The organism is Enterovibrio sp. FF113 (assembly GCF_041439165.1).
Lineage (GTDB): Bacteria > Pseudomonadota > Gammaproteobacteria > Enterobacterales > Vibrionaceae > Enterovibrio > Enterovibrio norvegicus_A.
The window spans coordinates 77,988-102,650 of record NZ_JBGONO010000021.1; the positions used below are offsets into that span (position 1 = coordinate 77,988).

General features: G+C 47.9%; 26 protein-coding genes and 1 riboswitch. Of the genes, 20 read left to right on the plus strand and 6 right to left on the minus strand.

Going from position 1 to position 24,663, the window contains the following annotated elements; genetic code table 11:
- Positions 1-117: 117 nt before the first annotated feature.
- Complete coding sequence (gene hslO / locus ACED36_RS16720; protein WP_016959445.1) at positions 118-993, minus strand: Hsp33 family molecular chaperone HslO; 876 nt, start codon at positions 991-993, stop codon at positions 118-120.
- Between the two features lie 18 nt (positions 994-1,011).
- Positions 1,012-1,422, minus strand: a complete 411-nt coding sequence (gene hslR, locus ACED36_RS16725; RefSeq protein WP_016959444.1) for a ribosome-associated heat shock protein Hsp15 — start codon at positions 1,420-1,422, stop codon at positions 1,012-1,014.
- Positions 1,423-1,688: 266 nt separating this feature from the next.
- On the opposite strand from hslR, the gene gspC reads away from it, so the two are divergent.
- The 14 genes from gspC to cysQ all read left to right on the plus strand — a co-directional run bounded on the left by gspC (position 1,689) and on the right by cysQ (position 14,342).
- Positions 1,689-2,600, plus strand: coding sequence for a type II secretion system protein GspC (gspC, locus tag ACED36_RS16730; protein WP_016959443.1), 912 nt, complete (start codon positions 1,689-1,691; stop codon positions 2,598-2,600).
- A 23-nt stretch (positions 2,601-2,623) separates the two neighbouring features.
- Positions 2,624-4,639 (plus strand): type II secretion system secretin GspD, encoded by a 2,016-nt coding sequence (gene gspD, locus ACED36_RS16735; RefSeq protein ID WP_016959442.1) that lies wholly within the window; start codon positions 2,624-2,626, stop codon positions 4,637-4,639.
- Between the two features lie 26 nt (positions 4,640-4,665).
- Complete coding sequence (gene gspE / locus ACED36_RS16740; protein ID WP_026024345.1) at positions 4,666-6,183, plus strand: type II secretion system ATPase GspE; 1,518 nt, start codon at positions 4,666-4,668, stop codon at positions 6,181-6,183.
- The gene (gene gspF, locus ACED36_RS16745) at positions 6,183-7,406 is read left to right on the plus strand and encodes a type II secretion system inner membrane protein GspF (protein ID WP_016959440.1); all 1,224 of its coding nucleotides are present in this window, start codon (positions 6,183-6,185) and stop codon (positions 7,404-7,406) included. The genes gspE and gspF overlap by 1 nt, the downstream gene beginning before the upstream one ends.
- 44 nt (positions 7,407-7,450) lie before the next feature.
- Positions 7,451-7,888, plus strand: coding sequence for a type II secretion system major pseudopilin GspG (gene gspG / locus ACED36_RS16750; RefSeq protein WP_016959439.1), 438 nt, complete (start codon positions 7,451-7,453; stop codon positions 7,886-7,888).
- A 3-nt stretch (positions 7,889-7,891) separates the two neighbouring features.
- Positions 7,892-8,449 (plus strand): type II secretion system minor pseudopilin GspH, encoded by a 558-nt coding sequence (gene gspH, locus ACED36_RS16755; protein ID WP_017004985.1) that lies wholly within the window; start codon positions 7,892-7,894, stop codon positions 8,447-8,449.
- A complete protein-coding gene (gene gspI, locus ACED36_RS16760; protein WP_017004984.1) occupies positions 8,446-8,808 on the plus strand; it encodes a type II secretion system minor pseudopilin GspI in 363 nt (120 codons plus the stop codon). The genes gspH and gspI overlap by 4 nt, the downstream gene beginning before the upstream one ends.
- Positions 8,792-9,439 carry a type II secretion system minor pseudopilin GspJ gene (gene gspJ / locus ACED36_RS16765; protein WP_016959436.1) on the plus strand — a complete coding sequence of 216 codons (648 nt, stop codon included), beginning with the start codon at positions 8,792-8,794 and terminating at the stop codon, positions 9,437-9,439. The genes gspI and gspJ overlap by 17 nt, the downstream gene beginning before the upstream one ends.
- Complete coding sequence (gene gspK, locus ACED36_RS16770; protein ID WP_371733554.1) at positions 9,436-10,461, plus strand: type II secretion system minor pseudopilin GspK; 1,026 nt, start codon at positions 9,436-9,438, stop codon at positions 10,459-10,461. The genes gspJ and gspK overlap by 4 nt, the downstream gene beginning before the upstream one ends.
- Positions 10,433-11,638 carry a type II secretion system protein GspL gene (gspL, locus tag ACED36_RS16775; protein ID WP_371733555.1) on the plus strand — a complete coding sequence of 402 codons (1,206 nt, stop codon included), beginning with the start codon at positions 10,433-10,435 and terminating at the stop codon, positions 11,636-11,638. Before gspK ends, gspL begins: the two co-directional genes overlap by 29 nt.
- Complete coding sequence (locus ACED36_RS16780) at positions 11,639-12,124, plus strand: type II secretion system protein M (protein WP_371733556.1); 486 nt, start codon at positions 11,639-11,641, stop codon at positions 12,122-12,124.
- Position 12,125: 1 nt separating this feature from the next.
- A complete protein-coding gene (locus ACED36_RS16785; RefSeq protein ID WP_016959432.1) occupies positions 12,126-12,872 on the plus strand; it encodes a type II secretion system protein N in 747 nt (248 codons plus the stop codon).
- Between the two features lie 22 nt (positions 12,873-12,894).
- On the plus strand, positions 12,895-13,446 hold the full coding sequence (nudE, locus tag ACED36_RS16790) for an ADP compounds hydrolase NudE (RefSeq protein WP_026024066.1): 552 nt from the start codon (positions 12,895-12,897) through the stop codon (positions 13,444-13,446).
- 80 nt (positions 13,447-13,526) lie between these two features.
- Positions 13,527-14,342 (plus strand): 3'(2'),5'-bisphosphate nucleotidase CysQ, encoded by an 816-nt coding sequence (gene cysQ / locus ACED36_RS16795; RefSeq protein ID WP_016959430.1) that lies wholly within the window; start codon positions 13,527-13,529, stop codon positions 14,340-14,342.
- A gap of 73 nt (positions 14,343-14,415) precedes the next feature.
- Here the strand turns inward: cysQ and sthA are convergent, their stop codons facing one another.
- Together sthA and ACED36_RS16805 are read right to left on the minus strand one after the other, a co-directional pair.
- Positions 14,416-15,831, minus strand: a complete 1,416-nt coding sequence (gene sthA, locus ACED36_RS16800; protein WP_016959429.1) for a Si-specific NAD(P)(+) transhydrogenase — start codon at positions 15,829-15,831, stop codon at positions 14,416-14,418.
- 157 nt (positions 15,832-15,988) lie between these two features.
- Positions 15,989-16,969, minus strand: coding sequence for a DUF2860 family protein (locus ACED36_RS16805; protein WP_016959428.1), 981 nt, complete (start codon positions 16,967-16,969; stop codon positions 15,989-15,991).
- A 282-nt stretch (positions 16,970-17,251) separates the two neighbouring features.
- On the opposite strand from ACED36_RS16805, the gene fabR reads away from it, so the two are divergent.
- Together fabR and ACED36_RS16815 are read left to right on the plus strand one after the other, a co-directional pair.
- On the plus strand, positions 17,252-17,896 hold the full coding sequence (fabR, locus tag ACED36_RS16810) for an HTH-type transcriptional repressor FabR (protein ID WP_016959427.1): 645 nt from the start codon (positions 17,252-17,254) through the stop codon (positions 17,894-17,896).
- Positions 17,897-17,901: 5 nt separating this feature from the next.
- The gene (locus ACED36_RS16815; protein ID WP_016959426.1) at positions 17,902-18,279 is read left to right on the plus strand and encodes a YijD family membrane protein; all 378 of its coding nucleotides are present in this window, start codon (positions 17,902-17,904) and stop codon (positions 18,277-18,279) included.
- A gap of 108 nt (positions 18,280-18,387) precedes the next feature.
- On the opposite strand, the gene trmA is transcribed toward ACED36_RS16815, so the two are convergent.
- Complete coding sequence (gene trmA / locus ACED36_RS16820; RefSeq protein ID WP_017007350.1) at positions 18,388-19,494, minus strand: tRNA (uridine(54)-C5)-methyltransferase TrmA; 1,107 nt, start codon at positions 19,492-19,494, stop codon at positions 18,388-18,390.
- Between the two features lie 149 nt (positions 19,495-19,643).
- Here trmA and ACED36_RS16825 point away from each other — a divergent pair, with 149 nt between their 5' ends.
- From ACED36_RS16825 to murI, 4 genes are all read left to right on the plus strand, one after another.
- Positions 19,644-20,171 (plus strand): ATP--cob(I)alamin adenosyltransferase, encoded by a 528-nt coding sequence (locus ACED36_RS16825; RefSeq protein ID WP_016959424.1) that lies wholly within the window; start codon positions 19,644-19,646, stop codon positions 20,169-20,171.
- 75 nt (positions 20,172-20,246) lie between these two features.
- Positions 20,247-20,449, plus strand: a riboswitch (cobalamin riboswitch).
- Between the two features lie 44 nt (positions 20,450-20,493).
- Positions 20,494-22,314 (plus strand): TonB-dependent receptor domain-containing protein, encoded by a 1,821-nt coding sequence (locus ACED36_RS16830; protein WP_371733557.1) that lies wholly within the window; start codon positions 20,494-20,496, stop codon positions 22,312-22,314.
- Between the two features lie 47 nt (positions 22,315-22,361).
- Positions 22,362-23,033, plus strand: a complete 672-nt coding sequence (locus tag ACED36_RS16835; RefSeq protein WP_016959422.1) for a hypothetical protein — start codon at positions 22,362-22,364, stop codon at positions 23,031-23,033.
- A 49-nt stretch (positions 23,034-23,082) separates the two neighbouring features.
- Positions 23,083-23,883, plus strand: coding sequence for a glutamate racemase (gene murI / locus ACED36_RS16840; protein ID WP_371733558.1), 801 nt, complete (start codon positions 23,083-23,085; stop codon positions 23,881-23,883).
- Here the strand turns inward: murI and ACED36_RS16845 are convergent.
- On the minus strand, positions 23,861-24,319 hold the full coding sequence (locus ACED36_RS16845) for a hypothetical protein (protein ID WP_016959420.1): 459 nt from the start codon (positions 24,317-24,319) through the stop codon (positions 23,861-23,863). The genes murI and ACED36_RS16845 overlap by 23 nt on opposite strands.
- Positions 24,320-24,663: the final 344 nt, after the last annotated feature.

Consider the following 24,663-nt stretch of genomic DNA (forward strand, 5'->3'; position numbering starts at 1 on the left):
ATTAAGAGGTTAGAGAAAGGCGTATTTTTTGTGGGAAAGTGGGAATTTAAATGAAAAAAACCGACCTGAGGGCCGGTTTTTTGGGTTTTTGTGCTCATTAATTATTAAAGAAAAATATTAATGTACTGTGCCCGTTGATGGGCCTGTTTGGTTGAAAATTGCTGAAATATCAACGCTATCGAATTCATAGTCCGCACCGCAATAGTCGCAGTGAAGTTTGATATCTCCGGTCTCAGCAACCATTTTTTCAACTTCTTGACGATCAATCGCAGCAATCGCAGATGCGCTGCGTTCGCGCGAGCATGAACACTTGAATGTCACATTTTTCGGTTCGTAGACATTGACGTTTTCTTGATGGTAAAGGCGATATAAAACGTCTTGCGCGTCCAAACTGAACAGCTCCTCGTTTTTCACCGTGTCTGTCAATTGTGCCAAATGATCGAAGTCGTCTTCTTTATTTTCATCGCCAGGAAGAACCTGAAGCAACATACCGGCTGCTTTTGCGCTTCCTTCAAACTCGCCAGTACGAAGCCATAGGCGGGTCTTCAATTGCTCTGAACGGGCAAAGTAGTCTTCCAGACAAGCTTCGAGAGTTTCACCTTCTAGGCCTACGATGCCTTGGTAGCGCTCACCTTTTTCAGGTTCGATGGTAATGACCATTTGGCCTTTACCGACCAGATCATGAAGAGATGCCGATTCTGGCAGCTCGTCTTGCCAACGGGCAGTGCCGCGCATCACTTGATCGTGGTTGCCGTTAATGACGAGTAAAGAAACGGGGCCGTCACCTTGGATCTGTACGGTGATGCTGCCTTCGAACTTTAGCGTTGCGGTGAGTAGGCTGGTCGCAACCAGCAGCTCACCCAGCATTTTCTTAACAGGGGCTGGGTATTCTTTGCCGCTCGTCAGTTGTTGATAGGTATCAGAAAGTTGTACTAGTTCGCCGCGCACTGAAACGCCATCGAACAAGTAACGGTGCAGACTATCTTGTGCCATGGGATAACTTCTCCGGCGTTAATCGTTACTGTTTCTAAATTTGATAATATCGCGTCGCTGCTTTTTATCAGGGCGACGCTCGGGACTTGGGTTGTGTGCGTTGAGTTTACGCTCCATACTGCGCTGTTCTCTTCGTGTCACACTGTCATCGGTTTCGCGGTAAAGGGTTTGAGCCTCGGGCGCGCCACGACGATGTTCACTGATTTGTATAATCGTCACGACTTTTTCTTCAAGGCCGAGTCTAAGTTTGATTTCCGCCCCGACTTCTACCACTTTGCTGGGTTTCGAGCGCTGGCCGTTATAGTGCACTTTACCCCCGTCGATCATATTACGAGCGATAGTTCGGGTTTTATAAAACCGCGCGGCCCACAACCATTTATCCAGTCTTACCTGCAAAATTTGGTTGATATTGTCGTGTTTGGAACCCACTAAACACTCCTTTACGTATCAGCGGCTAAACTTACCATAATCAGGTAATCTGATCAGCATCACAATTATGGCTCTTATATGGTGACCAAGCGTCTAACTTTCAAGCCGCAATGGAATCATTCAGACAAAAATAGGTTCTCACTTATCGGCAAGGGCGATGAAAAAAGGTAAATTGAACAGTCAATTTAATAATTCCTGCACCTAGGCGCTAAAAACGGCATTCTGCTGGTTGCCAATGGAATGCGATGTAATACGACAGGAAGAGCATGTCTGCGAATTTTGGGATACAACGTCTAATGGATTGGGCGCAACCACAACTTGGGAAAGAATTTCCCGCTAAAGCAGCAAAATGGACAACGCGTCTACTGCTTTTGGCACTTGCCTGGACGCTGGGCCGCTTGGTGTGGCTCTGGGTCACACCGCCTTTGGTTGATGTTTCTTCGACAGCGGCAGTGATCGCGCAGTCTGGGCAACAATTACCCGCCTACCAACTGGATCAACTCGCCAATCGTCACTTTTTTGGACGCTTTAGCGAAAAAAGAGCCCCCGTTGAGAGAAAACCTGAACCTGTTGTTGATGCCCCTCGTACCCGTTTAAATCTTACCTTGGTGGGTTTGGTCGCAAGCTCTGAGCCCGAGCGCGGATTAGCCGTTATTGCTAATCGTGGTGCGCAGAAAACGTATGGTGTTGGTGAAGCGATTGAAGGCACGCGCGTTATCTTGCGTCAGGTGCTTAACGATCGCGTTATCTTGAGAAATAACGGTAACGATGAAGCCTTAATGCTCGCAGGTATCGACTACAGTACGACGGGGCAAAAACCCGTCAGAAAAACACCTCCCGCTGCTTCTCGTACCCCAGTCAATAAAGGGGCCCCCGATCTTACCAACATCAAAGCGGAAATCATGAATAACCCTCAATCGCTATTGAAATACATCACCTTGTCGCAAGAGCAGGGCGAAGGTGGCTTGATTGGGTATCGCTTAGGGCCAGGTAGCGACAGTCGTTTATTTAAAGAAGCAGGCTTACAGTCGGGTGATGTCGCCGTGGGTATCAATGGCGCTGATTTAACCGATCCTGCAGAAATGAATCGCATCTGGCAAAGCTTGTCTGATGCATCCGAGATCAGCCTTACCGTTCAACGAGACGGTCAGTTGCACGAAATTTATATTGGTCTTTAAGTAGGACCGAAACGGAGAACACTGTGAAGACGTGGAAGAAAGGTAAAATCTGGCTGGTTGCCGGCGTACTTGCCATGCAGAGCATGGGCGCTTGGGCTGCTGAATTCAGTGCCAGTTTTAAAGGGACAGATATTCAAGAGTTTATCGAGATTGTCGGACGCAACCTCGAAAAGACTATCATCGTTGACCCTGCAGTACGCGGCAAAGTGAATGTGCGCAGTTACGATGTGCTCAATGAAGATCAGTACTACCAGTTTTTCCTCAACGTGCTTTCCGTATATGGTTTTGCCGTCGTTGAAATGGAAAACGGCGTACTGAAAGTCATTCGCGATAAAGACGCCAAGCAATCAGCAATCCCTGTCGTGGGTGATGGTGACAAGGTTCAAGGCGATGCCGTCGTCACACGCGTTGTGTCGGTTAAAAATGTCTCGGTGCGTGAATTGTCTCCGCTGTTGCGTCAGTTGATTGATAACGCGGGTGCGGGCAACGTGGTTCACTATGATCCCGCCAATGTCATCATGATCACGGGTCGTGCTGCAGTAGTTAACCGTTTGGCGGACATCATTCAGCGCGTTGACCAAGCCGGCAATAAAGAAGTGGATGTGGTGCACCTTGAATTTGCATCGGCGTCGGAAATGGTTCGTATTGTTGAAAGCTTGAATAAGCAAGGTGATGGTAAAAACACGCCTGCATTGCTTCAGCCAAGTTTTGTTGCCGATGAGCGTACAAACTCTGTGTTGATTTCTGGTGAGCCACAAGTGCGAGAGCGTATTCGCAGGCTGATCTCCCAGCTTGACCGTGAAATGGCAACCGTAGGCAACAACCGCGTGATTTACCTTCGCTACGCAAAAGCCGAAGATGTCGTGGATGTCTTGCAAGGTGTGTCTGAAAACCTAATCGCTGAAAAACAAGGTGGGCAACGCCAACCTGGTCCTGCTGCCAGTGATGTGAAAATCTCTTCCCACAAAGGCACCAACTCGTTGGTGATTACTGCGCCACCTGACATCATGCGTGCTTTAGAAAGTGTGATCTCGCAGCTGGATATTCGTCGTGCACAAGTCTTGATTGAAGCCATGATTGTGGAAATCTCTGAAAGTGACGGTGCAAACCTCGGCGTGCAATGGGGTTCTCTCGAAGGTGGTGGTATTCAATTTGGTAATACCGGTGTACCTGTCACCAATTACCTCGCTGCGCAAGAAGAAGCCAAAGACACAACCACAACGGAGTCACGCTTCGATAACAATAATAACTTGGTGCAAGTACCTATCACGGAATCCGGCGACCCGACTGCGATTGCAGAAGTGTTAGGCGGCGTGAGTGGGCTGGCGGCAGGCATTGTATTTGGTGACTGGACAGCGTTGGTCACTGCGGTGTCTTCTAACAGTGATTCTAATATTTTGTCTTCACCAAGTTTGATGGTGCTGGATAACGAAGAGGCGTCATTCATCGTGGGTGAAGAAGTGCCGGTGGTCACAGGTTCTACGACGGGGTCAAGCAACGACAACCCATTCCAAACCGTTGAACGTAAAGATGTGGGTATCAAGCTGAAAATCACCCCGCAAATTAACGAAGGTGATTCGGTTCAGCTTACTATTGAGCAGGAAATTTCAAACGTATTGGGCGCAAGTGGGGCGGTTGATATTCGCTTTGGCAAACGTCAGCTCAACACGTCCGTGCTTGCTGCGGATAAGCAAATGATTGTGCTGAGTGGCTTGATTGATGAACAGACCAATGAAAGCGAGCAGAAAGTCCCGATTCTGGGTGACATTCCGTTTCTTGGCCACTTGTTTAAATCAACGTCATCAGGCAAAACAAAACGTAACCTGATGTTATTTATCAAGCCAACCATTATCCGCTCTGGATTGACCGCTGACGGCATTTCACAGCGTAAATATAACTACATCCGTGCAGAGCAGATTTACCGCTCTCAGGAAGAAGTGAAGCTGTTGCCTGGCGTGAAAAAACCCGTGCTGCCTGAGTACGGAGTCGACCTCACCATGCCTGCAGAAGTGCGTGCCATCATGGCTGAGCTGAGGTAGTCGCTATGGATATGCAGTCTCTGGAAATGGATGCAGGCATCATAGGCGATGACATGGATCCTACGGTCGTGACGGCCGCGACGCGTTTGCCGTTTGGTTTCGCCAAACGCCATGGTGTCGTGGTTGAGCGAACCGATCATGGCTGGTTGCTGTATTACCGTGATCAGCCAAAGCCTGCAATATTGATGGAAGTGCGTCGAGTATTGGGGCATTGCTTCACGCCAATACAACTTCGCAGCGAAGATTTTGATCCAAAAATGACGCAGCTTTATCAGCGAGATTCATCAGAAGCACAGCAATTGATGGAAGATATTGGCGCTGACAGCGACGACTTCTTTGCGTTGGCGGAAGAGTTACCACAAAGCGAAGATTTGCTCGAATCGGAAGATGATGCGCCAATCATCAAGCTAATCAATGCCATGCTTGGTGAGGCGATCAAAGAAACAGCGTCTGATATCCACATTGAGACCTTTGAGAAAAGCTTATCGATCCGATTTCGTGTCGATGGTGTATTGAGAGAAGTGCTAAGCCCTAGTCGAAAATTGGCGCCGCTTCTTGTTTCTCGTATCAAGGTGATGGCTCGTCTCGATATCGCAGAAAAACGCGTACCACAAGATGGCCGTATCTCATTGCGTATCGGCGGACGAGCGGTTGATGTACGTGTATCAACCATGCCGTCATCCCATGGCGAGCGTGTAGTACTTCGTCTTCTTGATAAAAACGCCACCCAACTTGACCTTGAAAGTTTGGGCATGACCCGATCCGTTCAAGACAGTTTCCAAGTCCTTATCAAGCGCCCTCACGGTATTTTGTTGGTCACTGGTCCTACGGGGTCGGGTAAGTCCACCACCTTGTATGCCGGTTTGACTGAGCTTAATAGCGCCGAGCGCAACATTCTGACGGTGGAAGACCCGATTGAATTTGATATCAACGGGATTGGACAAACGCAGGTTAATACCAAGGTCGACATGACTTTTGCTCGCGGGTTGCGCGCCATTTTGCGTCAGGATCCCGATGTGGTGATGGTCGGTGAAATTCGTGACCTTGAAACGGCGCAAATTGCTGTTCAGGCATCCTTAACGGGTCACTTGGTGATGTCTACACTTCACACCAATACTGCGGTAGGGGCTGTGACGCGTTTGCGTGATATGGGTATCGAACCGTTCCTCGTATCTTCTTCGTTATTGGGCGTATTGGCTCAGCGTCTGGTGCGCACCTTGTGCCCAGATTGTAAAGAAGCCTATGAGGCCGACGCACAAAGCAAAGCGTGGTTTGAATTACCAGAGAGTGAGCCTTTGACCCTTTATCGTGCTAAGGGCTGTAAAGCGTGTAACAACAAAGGGTATCGAGGGCGAACCGGTATTCATGAGCTGCTTGTTGTGGATACTCAAGTGCAGGAATTCATTCATAACGAAGCGGGCGAGCAGGCCATTGAGCGCTATGTTCGTCAATCAACCCCAAGTATCCGTGCTGATGGTCTGATGAAAGTACGTAAGGGCCAAACCACGCTGGAAGAAGTCTTGCGTGTAACGCGGGAGGGGTAATGGCAGCGTTTGAATACAAAGCGTTAAACGCCAAAGGTCGAACAGTAAAAGGCGTCATTGAAGCCGACACGGCGAGGTTAGCTCGCCAATTGCTTCGTGAAAAATCCTTAGTGCCAATGGAAGTGGCGCAAACTCATGAAAAAGAGCAGCAAAATCAAACCAAATCCTCGAGTGGATTTCAACGTGGGATCAGCACCAATGAACTGGCGCTGATCACCCGTCAACTTGCGACCTTGGTACAGGCATCAATGCCGTTAGAAGAGTGTATTAAGGCCGTTGCTGAACAAACCGAAAAGCAGCGCCTTAAAAACATGCTCACGGGCGTTCGTGCGCGAGTGGTTGAGGGCTATACCTTGTCGGATAGCCTTGGTGACTATCCGCATGTGTTTGACCAACTCTTTCGCGCCATGGTGGCGGCGGGAGAAAAATCGGGACATCTGGGGCCAGTGTTAGAGCGATTGGCGGATTATGTCGAGAACCGACAGCAGGTTAAAAACAAGCTTATTCAAGCCATGGTTTATCCCATTGTACTGACCGTTGCAGCAATCGCGATCGTGGCGTTTTTGCTGGCGACCGTGGTACCAGACATCGTGGGACAATTTTTGAGAACCGGTTCGGAATTACCGGGGATCACTCAAGTTTTGCTCGCCGCCAGTGATTTTGTCACGCAATGGGGTTGGTTGGTACTGGTGTTGTTTGTGGCTGCCGTTACGCTAACTAAAACCTTATTACGCAATAAAAACCGCAAGTTAGCCTGGGATAGGAATATCCTGAGCATGCCCGTGATTGGGCGTGTTGCTCGAGGGCTTAATACATCGCGCTTTGCTCGCACATTATCGATTTGTACTTCCAGTGCTATCCCGCTCCTTGACGGCATGAAAGTGGCTGCGGACGTCATGACCAATACTTGGGTGAAAGCCAAAGTGTTGGAAGCGTCTGATCGCGTTCGTGAGGGTTCAAGTCTTCGAGTGTCGCTGGAGAAAGCTAAGCTGTTTCCACCCATGATGCTGCACATGATTGCCAGTGGTGAACGAAGCGGTGAACTCGAACAAATGCTGACGCGAGCAGCAGACAATCAGGACAGGGACTTTGAGTCCCAAGTGAACATTGCGCTGGGTATCTTTGGTCCGATGTTGATTATAGCCATGGCAGGCATCGTACTTTTCATTGTCGTGGCAACATTAATGCCTATTATTCAGCTCAACAATATTGTGGGCGTTTGATTTCAACGTATGCTGCCAAGCAGCAATTTTTCAGGAGAGAGAACATGCAACGACGTCAACAGGGCTTCACCCTGCTGGAAATCATGGTCGTCATCGTTATTTTGGGTGTGTTGGCAAGTTTGGTTGTCCCAAACCTGTTGGGTAACAAAGACAAAGCGGATCAGCAAAAAGCTGTCACAGATATCAGCTCGCTAGAAGGCGCGTTGGATATGTACCGATTGGATAACAGTGTTTACCCAACCACAGACCAAGGTTTAGATGCATTGGTGAGTAAGCCTAGCTCATCACCAGAGCCACGTAACTACCGTCAAGATGGTTACATCAAACGTTTGCCTCAAGACCCTTGGGGCAACGATTACCAATACCTGAATCCAGGTGAGCACGGTACCACTGATATTTTCACCTTAGGCGCAGATAACCAAGAAGGCGGCGAAGGTGTGAATCAGGATATTGGTAACTGGAATATGCTTGAGATTAATTAAGCGATGAAGAGAGGGCGCCCATCCGGGTTTACATTGCTGGAAGTGCTGCTTGTGGTGGTGCTGTTGGCCATTAGCGCAGTGATAGTGGTGCCCAATCTGCCCCAGAACCAAAGTGATGAAGCCAAAGATGAAGCTCAGCGGTTCTATCAATTGGTGCAATTGTGGTCTGAGCAGACGTTGCTTACAGGGCAAACCTTTGGTCTTCGTGTCAATGACGACCGATATGAACTGCTTCGCTTGACGCGTCAAGATTGGGTCGCGGCTGAAGAAGGGCGCACAGCGACGGAAGTGACCATGCCAGAGGGTATTGAGCTTGATTTGCAAGTGACCGGTTTTGTTGCCGAAGAAGATCGACTGTTCGATCGAACAAAGCTCTTTGATGAAGAGATGTTTGCTGAAGAAGAAGATAAACCTAAACCCCCGCAAGTGGTGCTGATGGGTAACGGAGAAATCATTCCCTTCACGCTGACTTTTTTGGCTAACAAAAAGCGCCTTTGGCAAGTGACAGGCAACGATGTGGCAACATTTGAGATCAAAGCGCTGAATGAGGGTAAAGAGTGAGAACGCATCGCGGCTTTACCCTGATTGAAGTGATGGTAGCCATGGCAGTTTTTGCCGTTGCTGCGTTGGCGGTACTTAACGCGACTGGACAGCATGTGAATACATTGGGTGTGTTGGAAGAGAAAACTTTCGCGTCCATGGTGGCTGACAACCAATTAGCCTTGTTTGTGTTGGAAGGCAAAGTACCGTCGTCAGAAAAAAATGGCAGCTCAGAGATGGCAGGACGCACTTGGCATTGGACCATCAAGCCGACCACGACCGCAGGCAACACGCTGCGAGCCGTCGACGTAATTGTATGGCAAGACGAAAGTAAGCGCGGCTCGCTTGTCTCGGTGAGAACCTATGTGCCCGCCAATTAAACGTCACGCGCGCGGCTTTACGCTGATTGAAGTCTTGTTGGCGCTAATGATATTCGCGACCTTGAGCATGTCTGCAAACCAGATTTTCAGTAATGTCATTACCAGTGATAAGCAGACGGAAGAAGTGGGTAACGCGCTAAAAACATTGCAACGCACACTGCTTATCATGGACAGCGACTTTCGTCAGATGATGGCGAGGCAGTATCGAAACGGCGGTGATGAAGCGCAAGAGGCCTTGCTCGAATTTAGTGATGACCTGCTCGATTCTGAATCACAGGGTATTCGATTTGTTCGAGGTGGCTGGATAAACCCACAAGCCCTGTTTCCTCGTGGTGAGGTAGTGAAGGTAGGTTATCGCATTCAGGATAATACTTTGGAGCGTATTCGCTGGATGTATCCCGATGACAGTTCGTCGGTAGAGCCCGCAATCATGCCCGTCATGGAAGGTGTGAAAGACATCAGCTTTGCCGTGCTTGGTAGCGAGAGTTGGCAAGAAAGTTGGGATAGCCCACTTGAGATGCCTAAAGCCATTCGCGTGACACTCGATACCGATCGCTATGGTGAGCTGGTGCGAATTTATGTGTTGTCAGGGCAAACGTTACCAGCACCTGTCGCAGGTGGAACGCCATGATGATGAAAAGCGCAGGGCGCAGATCACAGCGTGGAGTGGCATTGCTGGTGGTGCTATTGATCATGGCCTTGATGACTACGGTTGCTGCAAATATGGCGAATCGCATGTTTGTGAATTTTGATCGTGCAGAAAGCCAGATTCGTTACCAGCAAGCATATTGGTATGCACAGTCTGTCGAATCGTTAGCTCGATATGGGCTTGAAGAAAGTTTTGGTGACGATGATACCGTCACCTTAAGTCAGCCTTGGGCGGTACGCGATCAGGTGTATCCCCTTGATGGCGGGCAAGCAACGGGCAACGTATATGACCGCCAAGCATGCTTTAACGTTAATGGCTTGCGTGATATTAAACCGACAGAAAATGGCACCAACCCTGCGATGGTGATAGCGCTTCAACAGCTGATCGAATCACAAGAGGTTGATAGCTTTGAAGCAGAAACTGCTGCTGCTGCCACGTGGGAATATATTGATACCAACACCAATGTGCAGTCACCGTTGGGGGTTGAAGACAGTGAATATGAAGCACGTTCGATAGCGCATGTAGCCCCTAATGGCTTCATGGCTGATATTTCGGAATGGCGAGCCGTCAACGGCGTCAGTCGAGAGATATATGAAAAAGTGAGCCCGCTTTTGTGTGCGTTACCGAACAGTAAGTTGGTGATTAACGTCAACACATTAACGGAAGAGGATGCACCTATTCTCACCGCATTGTTCCATCCTAATTTAACGGATGAGCAAGCAAAACAATTGATCAACGAGCGAAACGCCGTTGATGGCTGGAAAGACGTCGCCAGTTTCATTGCAGAGCCTGTTTTATCGGGGATCGGCGAAGAAGACAGAGAAGAACGACAGAAGTATTTCGATGTGCGCAGCCGCTTTTTTGAGTTAGACACAGAAATTACCCTCGACAGCACATCACTGAGATTACGTGCGCTGTTACAAAGGGATGATAATGGCACGGTGACAGTTGTTCGTCGCCGCTTTGGAGGAATGAGTGAGCGAGATCCTGACAATCCGGCTTAACTGCGAACCGCAGGAACCCATACCTTGGTTGGTATGGTCAACGAGCCAACAGGAAGTGATTGCGTCGGGCGAAGCAGACAGTTTGTCACAACTGACAGACTATGCCGTCGATCGCGATGTTGTGGCATTGGCAGACAGTGCGGCTGTCTTGCTAACCACAGTGACAATCCCATCAGGGAGTGCGCGCCAGCTTGAAAACGTATTGCCGTTCCTGCTTGAAGACGATGTGGCTCAAGATGTAGACCAGGTACATGTCACTTTGCTGAGTAAAACCGCAGAGCAGGCGCAGGTCGCCGTGGTTGAAAAGGTCATTATGCAGAGATGGCTTGATGAGTTGGCAGAAGCAGGGCTTGTGATTCGTCGCCTGATCCCTGATTGCTTATGCTTGCCGCTTAACGAAGATGCCTACAGCGCCGCTACGCTTAACGACCGTTGGCTTGTGCGTGTTGATGAAACCAATGGTGGTGCCGCTGAAACTTTATGGCTGCCAGTGTGGTTACGCAGCCTGCATGATCAAAGCGACGCTGATGAACCGATGAAGCCCGTGGTGAGCTACTCTGATTTACCAGAAGATGCAGCAGACAACTGGCATAGCGAACCCACCGAGCTGGTGATGCTGTTGCTTGCTCAAGGAGCAATGCAAAGCCGTTACAACTTACTGCTGGGTCGTTACAAACCTCATAACCAACTTTATAAACACCTCAAACCTTGGCGCAGCGTGGCGATAGCCGCGGGATTGTTGTTATCAGTGCTAGGGGCAGAAAAAGTGGCCGCTATCTATCAAATGGAAGCGCAAGCCGAGCAATATCGCGCTCAAAGTGAAGCCAAAGTGCGTGCGTTATTACCGCAAAACCAACGTATTCCAACCACCAGTTATATGCGTAGATTGCTGGAAAGCGAGGTCGGACGCTTATCGGGTGCAGGTGCGGGGAGCGGCGTGATGATTTGGCTGGCTGACTTAGGGCCATTACTCGATGGTGCGAAAGACATTCAACTTGATGCGGTTCGGTTTGATTTTGATCGTGGCGAATTACGCCTGAATGCGAGAGGCAAAGATTTCGGTGACTTTGAAAAATTACGAGAAACGTTGTCGACCAAATACAGCACTGAATTGGGGCAATTGAGTCGTGATCAGCAAAGTGTTACTGGCGCATTTGTTTTGCGAAAGGAGCCATAAATGAAAGCGATATTGGCTTATTGGCAAGGACTGTCTAAGCGTGAACAACGCCTGCTCGGTTTTGCTATTGCGGTTTTGCTCATTGGTGGCTTGTATTGGGGTTTTGTGAGTCCTCTGCAAGAGCGGGCAGTACAAGCACAGCAGCGCCTGAACAGTGAAAAAAATCTACTTATTTGGGTCAACAGTAAAGCCGCGGAAATCGAATCTTTACGTGCGGCTACTGGCAACCGTGGACAAGTGAGTGCGTTACCGCTGAATCAGTCGGTCACCAGCAGCGTTAAACGTTACAGTCTTGAAATTGTGCGTATTCAGCCGCAACAAGAAGAAATTCAAGTTTGGTTGAAGCCTATGCCATTCAACACCTTGTTAAGCTGGCTCGACTTTCTGTCGGTGAGCCATGGTGTACAAGTGAAGTTCATCGATGTCGGTAAAACTGATACGCAGGGTCTCGTTGAAGTAAAACGTCTGCAATTAGGACGGGGGTAAGATGAAACGCACGATATTAATGAGTGTTTTGTTTTTGTTGGTGTTGTTGACCAGTGTTGTAGTGCACGTTCCAGCAAGCCTCGTTTTTCGTTATGTGCCACCCGTTGATGGCTTAGACATTGAGGGTGTGACAGGGACGGTTTGGAATGGAAAAGCCGCCAACTTTCGTTGGCAAGGGCAGCCTCTCGGCGCCATTAACTGGCAGTTCAACGCACTAAAATTATTGATGGGTAATGCTGATCTTGCGGTTCGTCTTTCAGGTGTGCCTGGCTTTTCGGCTCGCGGTAACGTGGGTTATGGTCTGGGTGGTGCTTACGCGAGTGACTTGCTGTTTTCTATGCCTGCCCATTTTGTCCAATCGTTTATTCCTTACCCATTGCCCGTTAGTCTCACGGGTCAGTTTGATCTCACCTTACGCGATTATCAATTGCAGCAACCTTTTTGCGATGTCCTTGACGGCACGCTTGCATGGTCGCAAGGTAACGTAATGTCTCCGATGGGGGCTGTTGACCCAGGGCTGGTGATGGCGAATCTGTCGTGTGATGCAGGCAGTGTACTGGTTAATGGAGACAGTGATTCTGAGGCTATCCAGACAGAGTTTAGCTTGTCGTTATCGCCGGATCAGCAATATAGCGTTAGCGGTTGGTTTATTCCAGGCGATGGGTTGCCTGCAGGCATGAAAAGTCAGTTAGGCTGGTTAGGTGCACCAGACAGTGAAGGGCGCTACCGATTGAGTTTCAACGGCTAGGCCTTTTGCAGGAGAAATGATGATGCAAAAGACAAAAGCTCCGGAAATACTCGATGCCAAAGTGGTCGCTAAATCACGCTTATTTCAGATAGAAGCACTCGATTTGCGCTTTAGTAATGGTGTCGAGCGCACTTATGAGCGCATGAAACCAAGTGGTCGCAATGCAGTGATGATTGTGCCTGTCACGGAAAGTGGCGACCTGTTGTTGGTAAGAGAATATGCTGCCGGAACAGAATGTTATGAGCTAGGCTTTCCAAAGGGACTGATTGATCCCGGTGAAACGGCCTTAGAAGCTGCAAACCGAGAGTTAAAAGAAGAAATTGGCTTTGGTGCTAATCAGTTAATCCCGCTGAAAGAAGTGGTGCTCGCACCGTCGTATTTTTCCAGCAAAATGACACTGTTGATGGCACAGGACCTTTATCCAGAGAAGCTCGAGGGCGATGAACCCGAGCCGTTGGAATTGGTTCGTTGGCCCGTCGCTCAGGCGGAAGAATTATTAGATCACATTGATTTTGGGGAAGCCCGCAGTATTACTGCCTTGTTATTGGCATTAAGACAGCTTAACAGTCGTTAAGTGTCGTGATGACAGTTAGGTGATAGTGACCATTGCCTGTGAAACTAAGTCGTAATGTGAGAGCCCAAGAGGAGTGGTACATGGAGCTGTCGCAGCTATTGCAACCGGTGATAGAGATTGCTCGCGAGTCAGGACAAGTGATCCTGGATATTTACCAGCGTGGCGATTTTGAACAGAACATCAAAAGTGATGACACACCAGTGACCAGCGCTGATCTTGCTGCGCATAAACTGGTGACAGAGCGATTGAAAGCGCTGACACCAGACATTCCAGTGTTGTCAGAAGAAGATACCGCCGTTCCGCTGAAAGAGCGTGAAAACTGGACGCGCTATTGGCTGGTTGACCCTCTAGATGGCACGCAAGAATTTATCGCAGGTAGCGGGGATTTCGCCACTATCATCGCGCTGGTGGAAGATAATCAGCCAGTGATGGGTGTGGTTTATGGCCCAGTATCCGGCGTATCTTATTACGCAGCGAAAGGTCATGGTGCTTGGAAAGTGATGCCTGATGGTGAAAAAGTTCGCCTATCAATCATGAAACATGATGGCGGTGTAACATCTCTGTCCATTGCTATCAGCCGACGTCAGGATATCAAAGCGATCACTGAACGTTTGGCGCCGAGCCTGAACTACAACTTGGTGCCGCTTGGTTCTGCGGCATTGAAGTCGTGCTTGGTGGCAGAAGGTGCGGTGGATTGTTATTTGCGTCTTGGCCCGACCGGTGAGTGGGACACTGCCGCAACCCAGTGCATTGTTGAGGAATCTGGCGGTCGCATTTTGGATACCACGTTATCCCCGCTTTCTTACAACGAACGCGAATCGCTGGAAAATCCTAATTTTATTGTTCTGGGTGATACCGAGCTACCATGGAGAGACATTGTTCGTCTCGAAGACTAGCTAAGTGGTTAAGCGTCAAACGCAAAAAACGGAGCGAGTGCTCCGTTTTTTAGTTTTCGAACAGTGAGATTCGTTAAAACAATCGATTCAGCCCGTTCAGTGCCGCAACGCGATAGGCTTCCGCCATCGTGGGGTAATTAAACGTGGTGTTGATAAAGTAATCCAGCGTATTCCCTTCACCTTTTTGCTCAAAAATTGCCTGACCAATGTGGATGATTTCAGCCGCCCGTTCACCAAAACAGTGAATGCCTAAGATCTCTTTGGTTTCGCGATGGAACAAGATCTTTAAACTGCCCACATCCATACCTGCAATTTGCGCTCGGGCAAGGTGCTTGAACTGGGCGCGGCCCACCTCATAAGGCACTTTGGCGGCAGTCAGCTCTTGCTCGGTTTTGCCGACAGAGCTTATTTCTGGAATGGTATAAATGCCAGTTGGGATATGGTCAATCAGTCTACCTTTCGCCTGACCTTCAACAATGGCTTGAGCAACAATACGGCCCTGATCATAGGCAGCACTGGCAAGGCTAGGGAAGCCAATCACATCACCGACTGCATAAACGTGTTCAATCTCAGTGCCGTAGTTATCGTTGACGCTGAGCTGTCCACGAGAGTCGCCTTTTAGCCCGACGGCTTTGAGGTTGAGTGAATCGGTGTTGCCGGTTCTGCCGTTAGCAAACAACAAACAATCGGCTTTCATCTTTTTGCCGGACTGTAAGTGCAGGATCACACCTTCTTTGGTGCCTTCAATTTTTTCGTACGTCTCGTCATTGCGAATGAGTACGCCGCTATTCCAGAAATGGTAAGACAAGGAGTCTGACATTTCATTGTCGAGGAAGGACAACAGGCGATCGCGGGTATTGATGAGATCAACCTTGATACCGAGGCCACGAAAAATCGAGGCATACTCACTACCGATAACACCCGCTCCGTAAATGATGACGTGGCGTGGGTCGTGTTGTAACGAAAGAATCGAGTCGCTGTCATACACTCGAGAATGTGTGAAATCGACATCTTTAGGGCGATAAGGGCGCGAGCCTGTGGCAATCACAAACTTGTCAGCGGTGTATTTATCGATAGTGCCATCGGCGGTGGTGACTTCCAGCCCATGAGAGCTGCTAAAGCGCGCAGTGCCGTGCAAAATGGTACAGAGGTTACGGTCGTAAAACCCCTGACGCATGCGGGTTTGTTTACCAATCACTGATTGTGCATGGCCTAGAATGGCGGAAAACGTACTGTGGACGTGGTGGTTGTCACCGGTATAAATCGGGCTTTGATTGAATTCAATAATACGGCTGACAGTATGCCTCAGTGCCTTTGATGGAATAGTACCCCAGTGAGTACATCCTCCACCAACCGTGCTTTCTTTTTCAACGACGGCAACACGTAATCCTGCTTTGGTTAAACCCATGGCCGCACCTTCGCCGCCGGGCCCACTGCCGATCACGATCACATCAAAATGATTGGACGATGTAGGGGTCGCTTTACTCATATCCGTATGACCTTTTGTTTTCATTATGTTAAGGACTGCGAGGTAAGTGTAACGTCCGCAGTGCACAACGAGAACACACTCACCCCTTTTCAGCGTAGGTGATCACGCAACTTTAATGAAAAACCGGTCAACAAAGGAGATGCCAGTTGAAACGCTATCAAAAAGGGATGTTGAAACCTGCGGAGAAGAAATATTCGTCAAAAGAATAAAAGTCGATGTTCGAACGATGATTGTTGTAGCTGACCAAGGACACGAACGATAAATCCTCGAATCCAAACAAGGAAGCGAACTCGTAAGCACCAAATGCAGAGTATTGAGCGTCAGATCGCTGTTCTTCAAAAATGGGATTGTCTATCTCGTATTTTGACAAACCCGTTGTGAGCGTCGCAGCAAATCTATGTCGGTTGTGGAATTTGAACCAAGTCCCCTCGGCACTGAGGTGATCATACACCATAGCGTCGCCTTCGGTATCATGGTGAAGGTAGCGTAGTGAAACACTGTACCCACTGGACGCCGTCAGCATCTCTTGATAACTCAGTTTGCCAAAATAGCTGTGTGCATTGCGATTCATTAGCTTTTGTTGTGATTCTTCGAGATGGGTTTGCCCAGACTTTTCCTCGTCTATTTTGACATTCGCAAAACCGATATCAACAGAATAAGGCGAGCCATTGATATGGGAGAACGACAGTAGGTATGCATTGCCTGTTCTATCTGTTTTTGCGCGAGAAGTGTCGAAATTATATGGGTCTTGCCAAACCTCGTCTGTCAAAACCGTAGGTAAAAATGCCAAGCTGACCTGTGTGCCTGCATCAGTTAGATAGCGGTAGCCCATTTCCAATGAGATGAGACCAGTTGCAATATCTTCACGTGATGTGCCGATAAAAATTTGCTGATCCAATTCTTCGCCAAAGGTATAGGTGATATTTCCGAGCGCGGCGCCGATGAACTCTTCATCGCGTTTTTGTTCGCTATTCGGTGAATAGGCATCCACCGTGGTAGATAAGTTTGAATTGGTGGATGACATGGCTGTCAACACAGAAAAGTTACCGCTGATTCCTGCCTCAGGTGCAAGTTGTGCGCTACTCATGGAAGAGTAAGTCGTGAGCAGCAAGCCGACGGCAATATGGACGTATTTCATAGGGCAGACCTTATTTTTCGCTGAACAGACATCAGAGGATACGGAGCAGATTTTAGAGCGAGGAATAAGTGAACGATATAGCTCAAATTTGTAAGTATCGAGCCTTGTGTATGTGTAATAAAGAGCCTGAGACAGTTAGGTCGTTTGACCATTACGCGTAAAAATGAACCATCCAGTCGGTGATCCAACTCAGGATTACAAAAAGTGCTACTCACAGACACTGAACTGATGAAAAAAAGCGAGTATAGTTTGCTGTTAGATTTCATGAGGTAAACACGGGCGATGGGAATAAGAGCACAACAGAAAGAAAAAACACGGCGAACGTTGATCGATGCCGCTTTTAGTCAGCTCAGCGCAGACCGTAGCTTTTCCAACCTCAGTTTACGCGAAGTGGCTCGCGAGGCCGGCATAGCGCCAACCTCGTTCTATCGCCATTTCAAGGATATGGATGAACTTGGCCTGACCATGGTAGACGAAGGAGGCTTGCTGCTGCGTCAATTGATGCGCCAAGCTCGCCAGCGTATTGCCACGGAAGGCAGTGTAGTGAGAACGTCCGTGGAAACCTTTATGGAATTTATCGAAAGTAGCCCTAACGTGCTTAGGCTGCTATTGCGTGAACGTTCGGGTACGTCGGCTGCATTTCGTGCTGCTGTCGCGCGCGAGATCCAACATTTTGTCGCCGAGTTGACAGAATATTTCGAAGCAACTGCCGGGTTAACGCGTGAAGAAGCCTATAATCAAGCAGAGGCATGCGTCACTTTAGTGTTCAGTTCTGGTGCCGAGGCGCTGGATTTGGACAAACGTGCGCGTGCTGAACTCGCGGAACGTCTGGTTACTCAGCTTCGCATGCTTTCGAAAGGCGCGTATTGGTATCGCAAAGAACGTGAACGCAATGCTCTCAAGGATAAGTTGTCTTCAGGCAGGTAAGAATTATGGAACAGAACCATCAATCAGAGCGTAAATTCCTTTTACTCGCAGTGCTCGCAGGTTTGTGCGGCAGTGCGACTCTCGCGACGCTTTTCATCGATAGCGTCGCATTCTCTATTTTCCCGGTTATTGCTTTCGTGCTGTCGGTATATTGCTTCTACCAACAACATGTTAACCAGCCGCTTACCGAAGGCACACCACTGATCGCGTTCGCCTGTTTCTTGGTAGGGGCGTTTGGTTACTCAGCGTTTGTGCGTATGCAGATCCCTGAGCTTGGCGGTAATTTCTTCTCTATCATCGTGACCATGTTGCTTGTGTTTTGGGTTGCCCAAAAAATGGGTTGGCTCGCGATGGGCAAGAAAGAAGAAACTGTGAAAGAGTAGCCTAAGCATAACGCGATGAGGGCATTGGCGGTTGGATAGCCAACAGTCGATGTAAATAGATATGAAAAAGGAGCCTTTCGGCTCCTTTTTCAATTTCTAAGTTCGGGCTTATTTGCGCTCTAGCAATACACCTGCTTCCATGTGGTGGGTATAAGGGAACTGATCAAACAACGCGAAACGCGAAATACGGTGCGTTTCGGACAGAATATTCAGATTCTCTTTGAGGGTTTCTGGGTTGCAAGAAATATAGAGAATGCGGTCATATGCTTGCACCATACGACAAGTGCCTTCATCCATACCTGAGCGCGGTGGATCGACAAAAATGGTATTGCAGTTGTAGCTTTTCAGGTCAACGCCGGCTTGTTGTAAACGGCGAAACTCGCGTTTGCCTTCCATCGCTTCAGTAAACTCTTCCGCAGACATGCGAATGATCTGAACGTTCTCAATATTGTTCACGGCAATGTTAAATTGTGCCGATTCTACCGATGGTTTCGCCAGTTCGGTTGCCAGTACGCGATCGAAATTATTCGCTAATGCCAGTGAGAAGTTACCGTTCCCGCAGTAAAGCTCAAGCAGATCACCTGTACTTTCGTGGGTGCAATCGACTGCCCATTCAAGCATCTTTTCAGCCACTTTGCCGTTTGGCTGAGTAAAGCTGTTTTCAATTTGCTGATAAGTAAGCGGGCGGCCATCTACGGTCAGTTTTTCCAGCACGTAGTCGCGGTCAATAATGATTTTTTGCTTACGAGCGCGGCCAATCAAGTTCAGGTTGAAACCTTCATCGTTCAGGCGTTGCTTCAGTGTACGGGCATTGGCTTCCCACTCATCATCCAGTTGACGGTGGTAAAGCATCGATACCAGTACTTCGCCACTCATAGTGGAGAGAAAATCTACTTGGAACAGCTTGCGACGCAGGCTTTCAATGGGCTTAATGGCATCAACTAGCAGAGGCATCAAATCGTTGATGATACGACTTGCTTGTGGGAACTGATCCACGCGGTATTTCTGCTTTGTTTCCTGATCGAACATGATGTAGTAAAGGTCATCGCCCTCATGCCAGACACGGAATTCAGCACGCATACGATAGTGCTTGTCTGGAGATGGGAACACCTCTAACTCAGGTACGCTGAACTCGGCAAACGCGGACTGCATACGTGCAATCTTCTCGTCCAGTTGCGCCTGATATTTACTGGTGTCAATCAGGGTGTTGCTCATATTACCTAACCTGCATAACTAAAAATGAGCGCAAATTGTAAGTAGACGAACCATATTGTCCAGCCTTTTCGCCGTCTTTTTCGCCAGCAGAAGCGTAAAGCTAAGCGTTAGGATAAGATTGGCACTTACAGAATAGGGTGAGTTGAACCATGAGCATTCAAAAATCGAAAAATCGAAAAGAGATTTGTTATCCCTTTATCTATGAGTCTGCATTGACCTGTGATTATGAGATCCACACGGACGAATTGTGCAGCCTAATTGGCATGGTGCTAGCGCAAATGCCTGAAGGGTTTGAAGATGTCGTCGCTGACTTAGAAACACTGCATCCTAAAATTTATAACCTTAATGGTTCAGTTCGTGGAAAAAATGGCATTTTTGAAGAAGACTTAGACTGGCTTCATGCACGCTATGATTATTACAACGAAGAAAGCCGAGGTCGTGTCACGCGATTTGTGTTGCCACGCGGCCCCGTTGCTGTGATGGCGCTGCACCAATGTCGCACTGGGGCAAAGAAAACCGTGCGGTTACTTCATCGCTTGGATGAGTCTGGAGTTACCTTTGAGCCGACTTTGCCGCGGTTTGCTAATTTGCTCGCCAACTTTTTCTTTGTACTGACTGTGTACATCAAGATGAAGCTGGATGTCGAAGAAGTGGATTACATCAGCATCAACTACTAACTTCGAATGTTCTTTCCTTAGCACTTTCCAAGCTAATTAGGGACAGATCTCATAATCCGAGTATTAAAGGCGCGCTGACTTATCTATAATCCTCGCGCTTTTTACTTCCAGCTGGGAATCTGGTGAGAATCCGGAACTGGCGCGCAGCGGTAATGAGAAACGAAAATGACATGGCAAAAAAGCCAGACACTGTGCTTCTATTTAACGATAGGGTGTGGGAAGTCGTCATCGTAGGTCGTCTCTAAGTCCGAATATCAGCTGGATCACAATATGGTCTCAGGATTTCCTGACATCATTAGATACACGCGACTTTGGATCTGATATGTCTCATAAGTATTGGGTAGCAGGAATGCTGCCAATGGCTGCCTTTGCGCACGCCGAAATTAACCCCCCTTCTATCGACGACACTATGGTCGTTACCGCCTCTCGATTTGAACAACCTGTATCTACCGTATTAGCACCGATGTCTGTATTGACACGAACTGACTTGGAAGAGCTACAGGCCAAAAGCTTGGTCGATGCATTGAAAACATTGCCTGGTGTCGAAATTGGCCAGAATGGTGGCCGCGGACAAAATGCATCAATTTTCCTTCGTGGCACCAACTCAAAACATGTTTTGGTTATGGTTGATGGCGTACGCCTTCCTAGGACCATGATGGGTTCTGTCGACTTTAATATGCTGCCTTTAAACAGTGTTGAGCGAATTGAAGTTGTTCGTGGTTCCGGTGCGACGGTTTATGGCTCTGATGCGATCGGAGGTGTGATTAACATCATTACTCGTAATGATGTTGAGTCAAAGCGATTTGGGATAGGTGCAGGCAGTAATGGCTATGCTCAAGCAAACGTGGGTGTAACAACTGAAGTCACGGAGTCCATTGGTCTTCAATTGGCTGGTGGCTTCGAGCAAACTGATGGCTATAACGTTCACCCAAGCACCGCTGAACCAGGCACTGAGCATGGTTTTGCAAGCAAAAATATATCAGGTCGCTTGAGTTATCAGCCTGCTGAAAATTGGGAATCCAATCTGATCGGCCGCTGGTACCAAAATGATGTTGAATATGATGGTTGGGGTAGCAAGAAACATAGCCGGATTGAAAGCAGTAGCATTGGTGCCGATACGGCTTATCAGGCCGGGAAGTGGAATACTTTGCTTCGCTTAGAATTGGGTGAGCAGTCAAATTACGATTATTTTGACGGGAATACACGAACCAACGCTGATTTGACCAGTAAAATTCGTCAGACTTATGGCAGCGTTACATCTCGCTATCAGGCTGCAGATAACATCTCCTTGACCGCGGGTTTGGACTCCACGTGGGAAAAGTATCTGGACGGTAATTTTATTGCAGTCGATGATGTCATCGACAATCCCCGTCAAAATGTTGGAATCTTTGCGCTAGCTAACTGGAATGTTTCTGAAAGCATATTATTGGAAGGCAGCATCCGCCATGATGAAAACGACCAGTTTGGCGGCAATGAAACCGGATTAGTCGCTTTAGGTTGGAATATCACACCGGATTACCGATTGTTTACGAGTTATGGCACTGCCTTTAAAGCGCCGGGCTTTGACTCGTTATATGGCTCAGCTGGGAATATCACTCTTAAGCCAGAAGAGTCCGAGAATGTTGAAATTGGGCTGGAAGGGACGAGCTACAATATCGGTTGGAGTGTAAATGGTTATATCAATACGATTGATAATCTGATCGTTTACACTGGGAATTGGCCTGATGGTCGTAATGAAAACATTGAAGAAGCGCGTATTCGTGGTGTGGAGCTTATGGCTAATTTTGATGTCGGTCCTATCTATAACCAGCTCTCGCTCGACCTCAAAGACCCCAAAGATGTTAGTAAAGATGAACAGCTTGCTCGTCGCGCTAAACAGGTGGCCAAATGGCGCACTTCAGTCTGGCTAGGAGATGTGTTGATTGGTACTCAATATATCTATCAAAGCGAACGCCCTGATTATTCCGGTGGCAGCATGCTTGATAGCTATAGTGTTTGGGATTTTACTGCACAATATGATGTGAACAACGACGTTACGTTAAGCGGTAAAGTTTCAAACATCTTTGATAAAGAATATGAAACTGCAGGGGACTACCCTGCGCCGGAGCGTGCTTTCTACGTTAATATGAACTTCTCATATTAATGCTTAATAGAGCCGCCTACGGGCGGCTTTTTTGATTCAGGATAACCATGAAAAAGCGCGTGATCGTTAGCTGGTCATCAGGAAAAGACTCAGCCTTAACACTTTGCCGTCTTCTCGCTGATGACAATTATGAAGTGGTGGGTTTGTACACAACGTTTGTAAACGGTGAAGTTCCTTTTCAAGCGACACCCATTGAGATTGTTAGGGCGCAAGCTGCCCAGGTAGGTTTACCATTAGTATTGATTGAACTTGATGAGGTGTTTCCACCCAATTCTGTTTATGAGACTGCGGTGATAGATGGCATTCGAAATAGTGGCTTAGCGTTGGACGCGGTTGCTTTTGGCGATATGTTCTGCAATGGCATAGAGCAGTACCGCCGAAGCTATATTGAGCCACAAGGATGGGAGTGTGTGTTTCCGTTACTCGGTCAATCGAGCACATTGCTAGCAAAAGAGATTGTCGAGACAGGGATTATCACGCAAATTACGACCGTTGATACCTCCCAGCTTGATTCGGTGTTTTTGGGCCGTCTTTATGAGCATCAACTGTTAGGCGAGTTGCCACAGAGCTGTGATCCTTGTGGTGAGGATGGTGAGTTTCATACATTAGTTACCGATGCACCGTGCTTTTCTTGGCCTTTAGCGGTGGAAGTGGATAAGTGGGTGTTGGAAGGGCGTTTTCATCATCAGATTTACCGACTGAGTGAACCGGAGATTTAAAAGACTGCGTTCACAACGTATCATTGCGACGAAAACCATAGAAAAGGTAATGATAGTGAAAAGTGTGCTGATTTTTGATTCTGGCGTAGGCGGTCTATCCGTCTTCCAAGAAGTGACAAAGCTAATGCCTGAACAGCACATCATTTATGCCTTCGACAATGCCGCTTTTCCTTACGGCGAATTATCTGATGATGTATTGGTGAATCGTGTTTGTGGGATGATCACTGCATTGTGTGCGGTTCATGAGATCTCTCTCGTCGTTATTGCCTGTAATACAGCGAGTACTTTAGTACTTCCACCACTTCGTGAACGCCTTGCCGTCCCTGTTGTAGGCGTCGTGCCAGCGATTAAGCCTGCAGCTGCAATGAGCAAAAGTAAAAAAATTGGCTTATTGGCAACGCCTGCCACGGTAAAGCGAGATTATACTCAGCAGCTTGTTAGAGATTTTGCACCTGATTGCCAAGTGACTATGGTTGGTTCTACAGAGCTTGTGCGAATGGGAGAGGCAAAGCTAAGGGGTGTTGCAGTAACTACATCGGTGTTGGAAAGCGTACTTGAACCCTTTATTGGTCAAGTTGACTGTGTGGTATTGGGTTGTACGCACTTCCCATTATTGAAACCTGAAATTGAAACGGTGTTAGGGAAAACATGTGTAGTTGTTGACTCAGGCCTGGCGATTGCTAGTCGAGTGGCTTGCCTATTAAACGAAAAAGGAGACCTAAAGGCCTCCTTCGAAGGTAAACACCCACATTGGGTATTTAGTAGTGCATCAGTAAAAGATGAGAGAGCACTAAATCAAGAAATGGCGAAACTAGGTTTCTCGGCGATCACGCTCGCTCCGATTTTCTAGGGTCGTTCGCTTCTCTTACTTTTAATGTTCTATCTCCATACTCTGCATTGTTCAGCGCCTCTATGGCTTCCGGGGAATCAGCAGCAGCCATGACGACAAATCCAAAACCACGACGTTTACCCGTGCGTTTATCTTTCATTAAACGTACCGCGAACACTTCGCCGTGTTTGGCAAACAGTTCCTTGACGTCATTTTCATTAGCGCGGTAAGGAAGATTACCAACATAGATGGTTTTGCTGTTCGTTGATGTTGGTAATTCTGATGTATCGTCCCCCGTAGATTTGGTAGAAAGAAGAGAAAGGGCAATACCAACAGAGATAGCACCTAAAGCAAATGCTGAACCGCTGCTTGTTATTACTGTTTGTGAACTGTTTAAGACCAAAGCGCCAATGAGAGCAATGGCGGCTGTAATTAGCAAACTAATAGATATTCTCATAATCATTAAATTTAAAAGTCGGTTAGAAGGAATAGCATGAAGAATCGAAATCAATGCTGACTAAAATAAATACAATTGTCGGGTTGATATTACGGTCATTGGGAGCTTATTGCCAGTAAGTGAATGTGACGCCTATCTAATGTTGCAATTTGTTGTGTTTTTTAAAGTTTAGGTTGAATTGTGTTCAATCGGAATAAAAACGAATAAAAAGCCTTGCCAATGTGATCCTAGTCTCTATAATCCGACCTCACTGACACGGAGAGAGGCTTCCAAACTAGGAAATACTCACCCAATCAGTACGGCGAAAACGGCTTCAAAACTGAATGGAAATAAACGCTTGACGT

What these genes read in the sequence shown, in the direction of transcription:
- ACED36_RS16845 (WP_016959420.1), bottom strand. Translation starts at nt 24,319, where the DNA reads ATGAGAATATCTATTAGTTTGCTAATTACAGCCGCCATTGCTCTCATT.
- gspC (WP_016959443.1), top strand. Translation starts at nt 1,689, where the DNA reads ATGTCTGCGAATTTTGGGATACAACGTCTAATGGATTGGGCGCAACCA.
- trmA (WP_017007350.1), bottom strand. Translation starts at nt 19,494, where the DNA reads ATGAGCAACACCCTGATTGACACCAGTAAATATCAGGCGCAACTGGAC.
- nudE (WP_026024066.1), top strand. Translation starts at nt 12,895, where the DNA reads ATGCAAAAGACAAAAGCTCCGGAAATACTCGATGCCAAAGTGGTCGCT.
- gspF (WP_016959440.1), top strand. Translation starts at nt 6,183, where the DNA reads ATGGCAGCGTTTGAATACAAAGCGTTAAACGCCAAAGGTCGAACAGTA.
- gspG (WP_016959439.1), top strand. Translation starts at nt 7,451, where the DNA reads ATGCAACGACGTCAACAGGGCTTCACCCTGCTGGAAATCATGGTCGTC.
- gspH (WP_017004985.1), top strand. Translation starts at nt 7,892, where the DNA reads ATGAAGAGAGGGCGCCCATCCGGGTTTACATTGCTGGAAGTGCTGCTT.
- ACED36_RS16835 (WP_016959422.1), top strand. Translation starts at nt 22,362, where the DNA reads ATGAAAAAGCGCGTGATCGTTAGCTGGTCATCAGGAAAAGACTCAGCC.
- gspK (WP_371733554.1), top strand. Translation starts at nt 9,436, where the DNA reads ATGATGATGAAAAGCGCAGGGCGCAGATCACAGCGTGGAGTGGCATTG.
- murI (WP_371733558.1), top strand. Translation starts at nt 23,083, where the DNA reads ATGATAGTGAAAAGTGTGCTGATTTTTGATTCTGGCGTAGGCGGTCTA.
- cysQ (WP_016959430.1), top strand. Translation starts at nt 13,527, where the DNA reads ATGGAGCTGTCGCAGCTATTGCAACCGGTGATAGAGATTGCTCGCGAG.
- gspE (WP_026024345.1), top strand. Translation starts at nt 4,666, where the DNA reads ATGGATGCAGGCATCATAGGCGATGACATGGATCCTACGGTCGTGACG.
- ACED36_RS16825 (WP_016959424.1), top strand. Translation starts at nt 19,644, where the DNA reads ATGAGCATTCAAAAATCGAAAAATCGAAAAGAGATTTGTTATCCCTTT.
- sthA (WP_016959429.1), bottom strand. Translation starts at nt 15,831, where the DNA reads ATGAGTAAAGCGACCCCTACATCGTCCAATCATTTTGATGTGATCGTG.
- ACED36_RS16780 (WP_371733556.1), top strand. Translation starts at nt 11,639, where the DNA reads ATGAAAGCGATATTGGCTTATTGGCAAGGACTGTCTAAGCGTGAACAA.
- fabR (WP_016959427.1), top strand. Translation starts at nt 17,252, where the DNA reads ATGGGAATAAGAGCACAACAGAAAGAAAAAACACGGCGAACGTTGATC.
- ACED36_RS16805 (WP_016959428.1), bottom strand. Translation starts at nt 16,969, where the DNA reads ATGAAATACGTCCATATTGCCGTCGGCTTGCTGCTCACGACTTACTCT.
- ACED36_RS16830 (WP_371733557.1), top strand. Translation starts at nt 20,494, where the DNA reads ATGTCTCATAAGTATTGGGTAGCAGGAATGCTGCCAATGGCTGCCTTT.
- ACED36_RS16815 (WP_016959426.1), top strand. Translation starts at nt 17,902, where the DNA reads ATGGAACAGAACCATCAATCAGAGCGTAAATTCCTTTTACTCGCAGTG.
- ACED36_RS16785 (WP_016959432.1), top strand. Translation starts at nt 12,126, where the DNA reads ATGAAACGCACGATATTAATGAGTGTTTTGTTTTTGTTGGTGTTGTTG.
- gspJ (WP_016959436.1), top strand. Translation starts at nt 8,792, where the DNA reads ATGTGCCCGCCAATTAAACGTCACGCGCGCGGCTTTACGCTGATTGAA.
- hslO (WP_016959445.1), bottom strand. Translation starts at nt 993, where the DNA reads ATGGCACAAGATAGTCTGCACCGTTACTTGTTCGATGGCGTTTCAGTG.